Annotated in this window: 13 protein-coding genes; 9 read left to right on the forward strand and 4 right to left on the reverse strand. The window is 40.4% G+C overall.

The window, feature by feature from the left end; translation table 11 throughout:
• Positions 1 to 46: 46 nt before the first annotated feature.
• A complete protein-coding gene (locus tag OQ267_RS15405) occupies positions 47 to 901 on the forward strand; it encodes an ion transporter (RefSeq protein WP_265836705.1) in 855 nt (284 codons plus the stop codon).
• A gap of 3 nt (positions 902 to 904) precedes the next feature.
• Here OQ267_RS15405 and OQ267_RS15410 read toward each other — a convergent pair whose 3' ends face one another.
• On the reverse strand, positions 905 to 1,267 hold the full coding sequence (locus tag OQ267_RS15410) for a response regulator (RefSeq protein ID WP_265836707.1): 363 nt from the start codon (positions 1,265 to 1,267) through the stop codon (positions 905 to 907).
• Between the two features lie 182 nt (positions 1,268 to 1,449).
• Between OQ267_RS15410 and OQ267_RS15415 the strand changes: the two genes are divergently transcribed.
• The gene (locus OQ267_RS15415) at positions 1,450 to 2,127 is read left to right on the forward strand and encodes a DUF4142 domain-containing protein (protein ID WP_265836708.1); all 678 of its coding nucleotides are present in this window, start codon (positions 1,450 to 1,452) and stop codon (positions 2,125 to 2,127) included.
• A 75-nt stretch (positions 2,128 to 2,202) separates the two neighbouring features.
• Here the strand turns inward: OQ267_RS15415 and OQ267_RS15420 are convergent, their stop codons facing one another.
• The gene (locus OQ267_RS15420; protein ID WP_088301547.1) at positions 2,203 to 2,424 is read right to left on the reverse strand and encodes a hypothetical protein; all 222 of its coding nucleotides are present in this window, start codon (positions 2,422 to 2,424) and stop codon (positions 2,203 to 2,205) included.
• A 194-nt stretch (positions 2,425 to 2,618) separates the two neighbouring features.
• Between OQ267_RS15420 and OQ267_RS15425 the strand changes: the two genes are divergently transcribed.
• Complete coding sequence (locus tag OQ267_RS15425; protein ID WP_265818273.1) at positions 2,619 to 3,125, forward strand: hypothetical protein; 507 nt, start codon at positions 2,619 to 2,621, stop codon at positions 3,123 to 3,125.
• Here OQ267_RS15425 and OQ267_RS15430 read toward each other — a convergent pair.
• Positions 3,122 to 5,224 carry an HRDC domain-containing protein gene (locus OQ267_RS15430; protein ID WP_265836709.1) on the reverse strand — a complete coding sequence of 701 codons (2,103 nt, stop codon included), beginning with the start codon at positions 5,222 to 5,224 and terminating at the stop codon, positions 3,122 to 3,124. The two genes, OQ267_RS15425 and OQ267_RS15430, sit on opposite strands and share 4 nt — an antisense overlap.
• A 348-nt stretch (positions 5,225 to 5,572) precedes the next feature.
• On the opposite strand from OQ267_RS15430, the gene OQ267_RS15435 reads away from it, so the two are divergent.
• The 6 genes from OQ267_RS15435 (at position 5,573) to glgX (ending at position 11,795) form a co-directional block, all read left to right on the forward strand.
• A complete protein-coding gene (locus tag OQ267_RS15435) occupies positions 5,573 to 5,887 on the forward strand; it encodes a hypothetical protein (RefSeq protein ID WP_088301543.1) in 315 nt (104 codons plus the stop codon).
• A gap of 9 nt (positions 5,888 to 5,896) precedes the next feature.
• Positions 5,897 to 6,643 (forward strand): competence protein CoiA, encoded by a 747-nt coding sequence (locus OQ267_RS15440; protein ID WP_265836710.1) that lies wholly within the window; start codon positions 5,897 to 5,899, stop codon positions 6,641 to 6,643.
• A 124-nt stretch (positions 6,644 to 6,767) separates the two neighbouring features.
• A complete protein-coding gene (locus OQ267_RS15445; RefSeq protein WP_265836711.1) occupies positions 6,768 to 7,598 on the forward strand; it encodes an aldo/keto reductase in 831 nt (276 codons plus the stop codon).
• A 219-nt stretch (positions 7,599 to 7,817) separates the two neighbouring features.
• Entirely contained in the window at positions 7,818 to 8,270 is a 453-nt protein-coding gene (locus OQ267_RS15450) for a VOC family protein (protein ID WP_265818269.1), read from the forward strand.
• A gap of 77 nt (positions 8,271 to 8,347) precedes the next feature.
• A complete protein-coding gene (locus OQ267_RS15455) occupies positions 8,348 to 9,463 on the forward strand; it encodes a serine hydrolase domain-containing protein (RefSeq protein WP_265836712.1) in 1,116 nt (371 codons plus the stop codon).
• 202 nt (positions 9,464 to 9,665) lie between these two features.
• Positions 9,666 to 11,795: a glycogen debranching protein GlgX gene (gene glgX, locus OQ267_RS15460; RefSeq protein ID WP_265836713.1), complete on the forward strand. Its 2,130-nt coding sequence runs from the start codon at positions 9,666 to 9,668 to the stop codon at positions 11,793 to 11,795.
• 35 nt (positions 11,796 to 11,830) lie between these two features.
• Here glgX and OQ267_RS15465 read toward each other — a convergent pair whose 3' ends face one another.
• Positions 11,831 to 12,034, reverse strand: a complete 204-nt coding sequence (locus OQ267_RS15465) for a hypothetical protein (RefSeq protein WP_265836715.1) — start codon at positions 12,032 to 12,034, stop codon at positions 11,831 to 11,833.
• Between the last annotated feature and the right edge of the window lie 7 nt (positions 12,035 to 12,041).

The following is a 12,041-nucleotide window of genomic DNA, read 5'->3' on the forward strand; positions in this document are numbered from 1 at the left end:
TCACTAACATTATATGCATAGGGGAAATTGATCCGCTTTAACATTCATGTCTGCCGAACAATTGAAACATAAGGATATTAAACCCACAGGTAAAACAGATTGGCGTTTTAAGCTGCATGAGGTAATATATGAATCAAACACACCTGCGGGGAAAGCTTTCGACATAGGTTTGCTCCTGGCGATATTTACCAGCATTATGGTGGTGATGCTGGACAGTGTCATTGGTATTCACCATCAGTACGGTAAGCTGTTTAACAGGCTGGAATGGATTTTTGCTGCCTTATTTACGGTAGAATATATTTTAAGGTTGGTGAGCGTTAGAAAACCCTTACTTTTTGTACTGAGTCCGCTGGGTATTATTGATCTGATTGCGCTGCTTCCTTCTTATTTAAGCATCTTTTTTATTGGTGCACAATCATTGCTGGTGTTCAGGGCTTTGCGGCTGCTTCGGGTGTTCAGGATATTTAAACTCGGGCAATTTTTATCAGAGATTAACTTTTTAACCCAGGCACTTAAGGGCAGCTTAAGAAAAATAAGCATTTTCCTGCTTACTGTTTTAACCATTACGGTCATTCTGGGTTCGATCATGTACCTGGTTGAAAAGCGGGAGAATGGTTTCTCCAATATTCCGGAGAGTATTTACTGGGCCATTGTGACCATTACTACAGTAGGCTATGGCGATATTTCGCCCATTACACCAATGGGAAAATTTGTGGCTTCTGTAGTGATGCTGATTGGTTACGCCATTATTGCGGTACCTACAGGTATCATTACCCATGATATCGCAATTGCGGCCAGGCAGAAAAAAGAGTTACCGGAATCCTGTCCCAACTGTAGCCGGGAAGGCCATGACAGTGATGCGCTGTTCTGCAAGTTTTGCGGCTCATCACTGTATCGATAGGTACTAATTGCTGACATAATGCGCTACCCGGGTAGCGAAATCATTTAAATCAAACGGCTTATTAATAAAATCTTCCGCCATGCATTTCGCTTTCACCGCACTTAAATGATTGTTGGCCGACATCATCATCACCGGGATATGATGTGTTTTCGCATTTTGTTTAAGCCGGTTACAAATGTCTATTCCATTGGCATCAGGTAGCCTGATATCCAGAATAACCATATCAGGGATACTATCCTGCATTCTTTTCCAGAAATCTGCCGAGTTGGGAAAAGCCTTTACTTCATATAATTCTTCCGTGAGTAGAAATTCGATTATTTCTCTGATGGCCGGATGATCTTCAACAACATAGATGGACTTTTTCATCGCTTGATGTTTTGGTATACAAGCTTAACATCTTTCATTAACAGGTGTTTACGGAAGTTGTTCACAAACCCGGGGTTATTCACCTTTGCCATCAGACCTGTTCCGTTTAGCTGAATTCAATGGCATATAAATGAAACTTTTTTAAAGTCAACAGGGTTGTATTAATGATAAATAAATGAACCATGAAAAATATCTTTTCTACCCTCGCCAAAACAGCTGTTGTTTTACTGTCTGTTTCCGGTTTAAATCAATTGGCATCTGCCCATTATCATCAGCCATTAGTCATGCAAAGCAACATGATGGATATGCCTGTAGAAGTATTCATCAGGCAGGCGATGCTGTCTGGCATGAAAGAAATACAGCTAAGCGGAGTAGCCAGCGAACAATCTGCTGATCCCAAAGTAAAAGCCTTTGCCAAAATGATGATCGATGACCATAGTAAGGTGAATGAAGAATTAAAGTTATTGGCGAAGGCTAAAAGCGTGAGTTTACCGATGAGTAAACTTCCGGGTGGAATGCGACCTGATGGGCGGGTAGATTCTCAATTGGAAAACATGAAAGATACCACTAGAAACCAGAATGTGGCTGAAGCAGCCGGAAATATGAAGTCTGCTGTCTTACCTCATCCGGATGGGGATACCGAAGCCGAAATATTAAAATCTGTTGAAGACTTAAAGCAAATGAAAGGCACTGCGCTGGATCAGGCATATGTAAAGCTCATGATAAGCGATCACCAGAAGGCCATTGCTTTATTTGAAGAAGGGGCTAAATCAAAAGATAGCGCAATCAGAAAATTTGCTTCCAAACATCTGCCTCATTTGAAAGCGCATTTAAAACAAGTTTCTGCGCTGAATCAATAAAATCGGGTAAATGCCTGGTAAATATTCTTTATTTCAATAAACCAAAAAGAGCGATCATGACTGATCGCTCTTTTTTTATGCATCTGTTTCTTCGTCATCCTCGTCTTCTATCCACTCATCCAGTTTGGTACCTTCGCCATCAGCAAATGGAATTTCCTGTTCTGTGTATGCTGAATCATCTTTTTCTTCCTTAGGCAGGTGTCCTTCTCCGGCGTTTCCACCTGCACGGTGCATTTGGAACTGATCAGAATCTTCAATTTTTTTCTCGTCTTTTGGTTGATCTTCCTGGTCTCTCATAACTTTATATTTTTCTTTAAATAACAGTTTTGCGCTAGCATAAGTTTTTATTTTCAGAAAAATGAAAGGTATAGAAAAATCGTTTTAAATATATTTAATCTGTTTAGTCTAAAAATGCGTATTTATTTTATTGCAAAACTATCAGGTTAAATATATTTTTGCTTTATTGCCAGATATTACCAACGTTCCACTAAATGAAGAACCATTCCATCAGTTTAACTCCGGCTAAATGTGAGCTTTTGGATAACATCCTAAAAGAATTTGATGAAGAAGTTTACATCAAATCTGATCGTGTGCTTAAAATTTTCAGGGGTAACGGGAGTCTGGCATCAGATTATTTAGATTTTCTGGTCCAGATGAACCTGGTTATTTTGGTAGGGCAGGTAGATGGCATACCGTTGCCGGCCATGGTGGGGAAACAGGCTGGTGTTGATATGTTTATCAGTGAAGGTGGGTTTAAACGTCGCTATGCCCTGAACAAGCTGGAGCAGGATACCGGTAAAAGTATTTTTGATTTACAGAATGAAAATCTTGATTTAAAAGAAAAACTAACGAAGCAGGAACAACTGCTTAAAAGCTTAGAAAATAGCCTTACACAGCAAGGCAAGGATATTTTAGAAAAGTGGCTGGTACGGATTTTATGCTTTCTTGCAGGGATATTATGTACCTATGCTTATTATAAAATCTTTCACTCCGCTTAAAAAAGCGTACTCGCACCCAAATAGTCATTCACTATTTTTAAAATTTCCTTTCCTAAATCCACCGCATTTCCAATGCCTACACCTTTTATCGCAGCGAGTTGATCGGCCGATCGCGGAGGCTTAGCCGCAATGTTTAATAAAGCCAGATCAGATAAAACAGAATGAGCCGGAACGTTTCGCTGCTGACTGAGGCCCTTTCTCCAGTCCACCAGGCTTTGATATAATTTCTGGTTGATCACCTCTTTAGGAAGTTCGGTTTTGGCGAAGGTTAGTTTTTTAGGTCGCTGATCAAATTTATTGGTTGCTCCAAGATAAGTTTTAGTATAATCTTCCAGCGAAAAAGGATGCCATGAAAAATTAAAGAGTGCCAGTTTAACATTCAGCGCATTGGCGCAATGGCTTAGGGTGGCTAAAACCCTTTCTGATTGTTCATCCAGGTAAATATTTAAGGAAGCAAATTTGCTCATTTCATGGGTCACCGTTTCGAGTTTCGGAATAAAATATTGAGCTGCCTTAGTCAGACGGCCTAAAAAAACCGCATCATTTTCTAGGATTGCGCTTTTATCTATTTTAACCAGTTCCTGATCTTTAAATCTTCCCGCAACCCGGATGATGTCTTTTTCCAGCAGGTCATTAACAACCGCGCGAAGGTTATCCAGTGCTGCATTTTCATCATTTGCCCTGAATTTTGCAGTTTTCAGGATCCCCCAGTAACCTTGAATGACGCCGAAATCAAATAAATCATCAATCAGGTTCCAGGCATATTGCTGCTGGAAAATATTTAAATCATTTGCAGTGGGCTTCTTGCTCACAGCTTGTTCTGTAAAAGCAATAATCCTTTTATCTGTCATGATATTTTCCATCTTCACAGGAGCTTTAAGCAGCAGGCCATCCAGGCTTTTACAGCGGCTTAAGGCTACATAAGCCTGGCCATGGGTAAAAGATGAGCTGATGTCAACAATGGCTTTCTCAAAAGTTAAACCCTGACTTTTATGAATGGTAATGGCCCAGGCAAGCTTAAAAGGGTATTGCGCAAAGGAACCGGTATTGGTTTCATTAATCTTATTTTCATCCTGATCCAGTGCGTATTTAACATTTTGCCATTCTTCACGCTCTACTTCAAATGACTGACTATCATCCAGAAACTGCACATGAACACTATCTTTTTCTATACCGACAACCTTCGCAGCCTTACCATTATAATATTGTTTTTTTCCTGAAGAATCGTTTTTAATGAACATCACCTGCGCACCAACTTTCAAATGGAGCACCTCATCCACCGGATAGGCATCTTTAGGGAAATCGCCGGTTACCCTGGCTGCGAAAGCATGCGTTTCACCATCCAGTTTTTCAAGGCATTCCGTATTAATCTGCCCAACCAGGTTATTGTGGGTGGTTAATGTGATGTAATCTTCTTTCCAGGCATCTGCCAGTGTTGGATCATAGTGTTCATTCAGCTGATTTAAAAGGGCAGGGGTGAGCGTGTTTTCCCTGATCCGGTTTAAAATATCCAGAAACAAGGGGTCAGACTGCCGGTAAACTTTCTGCAGTTCGAAAGTAAGCAGTGAAATCCGCTTTAGAATTAAACTATCGAAAAAGTAAGGGCTTAAATAATAATCCTTAAGGATATGCCAGGCATCATGTGCAATGGGTGAGAGCTGGTAAAGGTCGCCGATCATTAAAACCTGTACGCCACCAAAGGGTAAATTAGATGCTTTTACATTTTTGAGTGTCTGGTCAATAAAATCGAGCATATCTGCCCTGACCATACTGATCTCATCAATCACCAGAAGTTCAAGGCATTTCAGTAATTTAATTTTATCCTCAGCGTATTTCAGTTCTTTAGAAGCTTCGCCAGGCTGATTTGGAATAATGGGACCAAAGGGCATCTGGAAAAAAGAATGGATGGTTACCCCGCCTGCATTGATGGCAGCTACAGCAGTGGGTGCCACAACGGCGAAATTTTTAGCAGTGGTGGACTTGATTTTACGCAAGAGTGTGGTTTTCCCGGTTCCTGCCTTTCCCGTTAAAAATATAGGTTGGTTGGTGAATTGAATAAAATCAAGGATAAGTTGATGATCCTGATCCGAATTTTCCAAATTGTGCTTGTTATCCATCTTTACTTACTGATCTCCTGAAAGCATTTCGCTAATTTTTGCAAAGATGCACAGAATTGAACTGATCCTGGCACTCTTTTCTATACAGGTTATGCACAAAATCATCATCATAATTGTTGAATCCAGATTTGGGACCTTATTGCCCTGAAGAAATGGAAAAGGTATCCTGTTGATGCTCAGTGGTATTTTTAAATATGACATTCAACTAAAGAAAATATCTTTAATATTTTTGTTTACTAAATATTTTAGTATAGATTTGTTTGTCTCGAAAGAGTTATTGATGATTTAGCGAAGAAAGCAGCTGGCTGTTTTCAAAGAATAGGGGATAATATGACTGTTACCGTTTTAGCAATATTTGAAACAGATTTTCGACCAGACCATTCACTGGGTAAAATTATGAATGAGCGGCTTAAAGTGGCTGCGGATGACTTACGTGATATCCATTTACAAGCCATGGAGGCCGTAGGGCAACGCAGTGATGATTTAGTGGTGTACATCAGTTATAATCCAAAATATAAGATTCGCTGGCGCATTGTAAATGATGTACCGGAAGAGGTAGAACAGTATGTTGGCCGGGTTTGTGGCGATTTAGGCTACATTCAGTGGAAAACTGCTGTGATGAATATTTTTAAAGGGAACGAATAGCCATACCAAATGCAATATGCCCTATTAAACGGATGTAAAGCCGAAGCGGTAAGGGGTGCGCAGGGCATTTGCATGTGCTGCGGGCAAAAGGTAATTGCCAAATGCGGATCCATTAACATTAAACACTGGGCACATGCGGTGGCAGACAGATGTGATTCCTGGTGGGAAAATGAAACCATCTGGCACCGCGAATGGAAAGCTGAATTTCCGGTTAATTTTCGTGAAGTAAATTTTTTTGATGAAAAACTGCTGGAGTTTCACCGGGCCGATATCCATACCGCTGCCGGAATCACCATTGAACTTCAAAACTCAGCCATTTCATTAACAGAACTACAGGCACGTGAAGCCTTTTATCCCAAATTAATCTGGTTAGTGAATGGATTAAAGTTCAAGGGCTTTAAAATTTTAAAGTCAATTCCTGATCCCCATCATCCTGCGCTTGATGATTTTGAATTTTGCCTCTCGGAGCATCTTTCGATGATCCGTAAAATTGATGCGCTAACACAAAATCCCAATCCCGCGATTCTTAATTTCTACCACCAGGATTTAAAATCAGTTCCTGTTAGTACAGCATTTTATGCTTTCAGCTGGCGCCATCCACATCAGGCCTGGATGCAGGTGTCGTGCCCTGTTTTTATCGATTTCGGTGGGCACTTTTTATACCGGCTGAGAAAAAGATACCAGATTTCAGGCCATTACAGCTATCTGCAACTGGTGAGTAAAAAATCTTTTATGGCCAAATATGCCATTGGTTGATGGTGCTGAAGCGATGGCATTTACATTTGTAGCGGCATGATCATAATTTTTTCCGGAACAAACATTCAGCATCATTTTCCAGTTAGTTATCATATATCTTTTTAAATATTAGCACATATAACAGATGAATTTAACATTCAAATTAGGCGATATTGAAATTAACCGTATGGGTTATGGCGCCATGCAGTTAACCGGACAGGGTGTTTTTGGTGAGGTGGAAGACCGTGAAAATGCCAAAAAAGTTTTGCAGGCCGCTGTAGCAAACGGGGTGAATTTTATTGATACTGCCGAAGCTTACGGGCCAAAATTTAATGAATTACTGATCGCAGATGCATTACATCCTTATCCATCCGGATTGCTGATTGCTACTAAAGGTGGCTTTGACAGAACCGGACCAAACAAATGGGTTCCAAATGGTCATCCGGATAAAATTAAAGCTGACATTGAAGGAAGCCTGGAAAGGCTAAATGTTAAACAGCTTGACCTGTGGCAGCTGCACCGGATTGATCCGAATGTGGATGTAAAAAAAACACTTGCGCCAGTAATTGAGGCGGTTAAAGCTGGAAAGATTAAACACGTGGGTTTATCTGAAGTTGGTGTAAATGAAATTAAACAGGTGCAGGATCTTTTACCTGTAGCTTCTGTACAAAACATGTATAACCTGGGGGATCGAAAATGGGAAGATGTATTGCATTATACTGCTGAACAAGGCCTGGCCTTTATTCCGTGGTTTCCATTGGCTTCGGGACCTACCAAACTGGAAGATAAAATTAAAGCGATTGCAGCAGCACATCAGGCCACTACTGCCCAGATTGCATTGGCCTGGTTACTTCAGCGTTCAGACAATATCCTGCTCATTCCGGGTACCAAATCAATTGCACACCTGGAAGAAAACCTGAAAGCAGCAGACATTAATTTATCTGCAGCAGAATTTGAAACCCTTTCCCGTCAATAAAAAATCCAATAACTGGTGGTTGATGTTCATCAGTCATCAGTTATTTTACTTCCTTCTTTCTGTTCTTCTTCTCAAGAACGGTAACAGATCAGACCCATCAATTTTTTTTCATACGCGTTGACCATAAAAAAGCATCTCCACCAATGTAACTTTGTAAGTAGGTTTTGATAAAAAACCCATTTTTTTTATAAATTGAAGGATAAAATCAGATATTTAGGTATGAGAAAAATTATCCCTTCTTCATTGTTATTGCTATCTTTTTTCTTCTTTCAACATACTATGGCACAGCAAAAACCCGCAGTTTTAAATCATATTGCTGTTTATGTATCCGATTTGAATAAGTCAACAGCCTTTTATGGTACTGTATTTAATTTAAAGGAAATTCCGGAGCCCTTTAAAGATGGTAAACATACCTGGTTTTCTTTGGGGAATGCCGGAGCTTTACATCTGATTCAGGGGGCCAAAGGCAATCAAATTTTCGATAAAAACGAACACCTTTGCTTTAGCGTGTCTTCTATTGATACGTTTATTAAAGTATTATCAGCGAAAAATATTGCCTTCGAAGACTGGGCGGGCAAAGCAGGAGCGGTTACCCTCAGGGTTGATGGCGTAAAACAAGTTTATTTTAAAGATCCGGACGGACATTGGCTGGAAACAAATGACGCAAAATAAAGCATCTGCTATGATTCACCGTGATATTCCTTTTTTAACTCAAACATATGATTTCTTCTTTTTTTTCCAAACTGATTATGATAACGGTTTTGCTGCTTCAGTTTGGCATGGCCAGGGCACAACAGGAAGGTGCTGAAGCAGATTTTGAACAGGTGATGAACAGGTTTAATGCCGTTGGTGCTGCTGTTGCAGTAGTAAAAGCAGGCAAAATCATCTATACACATTCTTTTGGTTTGAAGGATCTGGAGCATAAAACGCCATTAACTGATCAGGATATTTTCCGGATCGCCTCCATTTCAAAATCTTTTTCTGCCACTGCTATTATGCAGCTGATTGAGGCCGGGAAATTGTCTCTTAATGATGATTTCGGTGATTTAGTTGGTTTTAAAATCAGAAATCCAAAATTTCCGGATCAGAAAATTACACTGAAAATGGCACTTTCGCACACTTCCGGTTTAAATGACAGCCAAGGATACCTGAACCTGGATTTGATTAACCCTGATAAAAACCCGGATTACGCAAAGTGTTATAACGACTATGCGCCCGGAAAAGGATATCAGTACTGCAACCTGAATTTTAATCTTATCGGAACTATTATTGAAAAAAAATCAGGTGAGCGTTTTGATCAGTACATTGAAAAACATATCCTGAAACCGCTGGGACTTTATGGAGGCTATTGTGTCGATTCTTTAGATAGCAATCGGTTTGTGAAGCTTTATGAATACCATACAGATACCAAAAGTTTCACGCCATCGCCGGCTGCCTATGCGCCCAGGCGGGAAGAAATCAGCCAGTATGTAATGGGTTACAGCACGCCCATTTTTTCGCCAACGGGCGGAATGAAAATTTCGGCAACTGATTTAGCGAAATATATGATTATGCATATGCACTATGGTCAGGCTGATGGTGTGAAAATCATGTCCAAAAAGCATTCAAGGCTCATGCAAACCAAAATTACAGAGGAAGAAGAATATGGCCTGGCACTTCGCCAAACCAGTAATTTAATTCCGGGGGTAAAACTGATTGGGCATACCGGCTCTGCCTATGGATTGTACAGTACCATGTTTTTTAATCCGGAGCAAAAATTTGGCTTTGTAATTATTACCAATGGAATAAATGCCACCTACACCGGAGATTTTCCAGATTTTAGCAGGGCTGCACTGAATAGTTTATATCATTATTTTATGCCTTAACTCACTTGTTAACAGTAAGTTGTTTAACTCAATTGGGGCGTTAGATTCATTTGATGAAAAATGTTGTCGTCAGCAAATTCATTTTGTTAAAACTTTTAGTGCTGAATATTACTTTTAAATAGGCTGATCGGAAAATATGCTGTAAGCAATATGATATTATCCGTCAATGGCTAAAAATTTAACCATCTAATTAAAAAATATAATGCCCGAAATTTTACAATTCCCAGGAGATGCTTATCCCTTAGGCGCCACATGGGATGGTAAAGGAGTGAATTTTGCACTTTTTGCAGAAAATGCAACTGCTGTTGAACTCTGTTTTTACGATCATGAACACGCAGATACAGAAACAGACCGGATAACTATTCTGGAGAGATCTCACGAAATATGGCACGCTTATATTCCCGATATTAAACCCGGCCAGCTTTATGGCTATCGTGTACATGGCCCTTATGAGCCTGAAAACGGGTGCCGGTTTAACCCGAACAAAGTATTGTTAGATCCTTATGCCAAAGCGATTGCCGGAAACATCAGGTGGGATAATTCACTGTTTGGCTATAACCTGGGTGATCCGCTGATGGACCTGAGCTTTAGCGGAAGTGATAATACCGCCTTTATTCCTAAATCGGTGGTGATCAACCCGGCCTACGACTGGACCGGAGATGTGCATCCCAAAACCGATTATCACGAAACGGTGATTTATGAAATGCATGTTAAAGGCTTTACCAAAACGCATCCTGAAATTCCTGAAAATATCCGTGGAACTTATGCCGGATTGGCACATCCGGTGGCCATTGATTACCTGAAGAAGCTGGGCGTTACCGCAGTGGAGCTGATGCCTGTTCACCAGTTTATATCAGATCATCATCTGCAGGAAAAAGGATTGACCAATTACTGGGGATACAATACCATTGGGTTCTTTGCACCCGATTCTCGCTATGCCTCATCCGATGTAAGAGGCGGACAGGTAGACGAATTTAAAGATATGGTTAAAGCACTCCATGCCGAAGGAATTGAAGTGATTTTAGATGTGGTTTATAACCATACCGGCGAAGGCAATGAACTTGGGCCGACTTTATCCTTTAAAGGAATTGATAACGGTGCCTATTATCGCCTGGAAGAAAACAGGCGATATTATACTGATTATACCGGAACCGGAAATACCTTAAACTCCATGTTACCCAATGTGCTTCGCTTTATTATGGACAGTTTGCGTTACTGGATTCAGGAGATGCACGTAGATGGTTTTCGCTTTGATCTGGCTTCTACGCTGGCCAGAGAACTGCATGAAGTAAACAGGCTAAGTGCCTTTTTTGATATTATACATCAGGATCCTGTGATTTCGCAGGTGAAATTAATTGCTGAACCCTGGGATGTAGGTGATGGTGGTTATCAGGTAGGTAAATTTCCTCCGGGCTGGGCTGAATGGAATGGCATGTACCGCGATACGATGCGCGATTACTGGCGCGGAAACCCAAATATGCTCGGTGAATTTGCACAACGATTTTTAGGGAGCCCGGATTTATACCAGGAAGATTACAGAAGGCCTACGGCAAGTATAAATTTCATTACTGCCCACGATGGATTTTCGCTTCATGACCTGGTTTCCTATAACGAAAAACACAATGAGGCAAATTTAGATCATAATTCGGATGGAGAAGACCACAACAGATCCTGGAATTGTGGTGCAGAAGGTGAAACCGATGACCAGCATATCGTGCAGCTTCGTCAACAACAAAAAAGAAATTTCCTGGCTACCTTATTTTTATCTCAGGGTATCCCGATGCTGGTTTCCGGAGATGAAATGGGGAAAACACAACTTGGCAATAATAATACCTATTGCCAGGATAATGAACTGTCCTGGTTAAATTGGAATGCCGTAGATGAATCATTGTTATATTTTACACAACAAATGATTGAGTTACGCTTAAATCATCCGAGTCTAAGAAGAAGAAAATGGTTTAACGGACAGGAAGTTGGCGATGATGGGGTAAAAGACATTGCCTGGTTTACACCTGATGGCAATCCAATGAAAGGCTATAACTGGGAAAGTGATTTCGCAAGGTCTATCGGGATATATTTTCATGGCGAGGGCATTCAGAGTAAAGGACCAATGGGCGAAGACATCCTGGACAATCATTTCTTTATTATATTTAATGCTCATTACGAGGGCCTTCAATATCAATTACCCAGCGAAGATTACGCTAAAAAATGGCGAAAGGTTTTAGATACCGGCACGGGAGAAATATCAAAGGATGACTTATCCTTACATGAAGCCGCTGAAGTGCTTGCTGTTGGCGGAAGATCTATACTGGTTTTAAAATCAGAGGAGTAAAAAAGGAGATTTTTTAATCTCCCTTTTACTTAAGATTAAAGTAAATTGGCCAATCCGTTTTTTGGATAAGGAATGGTCAATAGCTTAATGGTCGCTTTTGGATGATTTACGGCATCACCACCCATTTTCTTGCTAAAGAATTTTTCCTGAACAGGTAAATCAATCAGGTGATTGGCATCTGTAATGGCAGGTTTAGTCATTTTGTCTTCCCTTTTCGCACTATTCTTTTCTACTAACATCACCTTT

Origin of the sequence: Pedobacter sp. MR22-3 (genome assembly GCF_026240075.1) — a bacterium.
GTDB lineage: Bacteria > Bacteroidota > Bacteroidia > Sphingobacteriales > Sphingobacteriaceae > Pedobacter.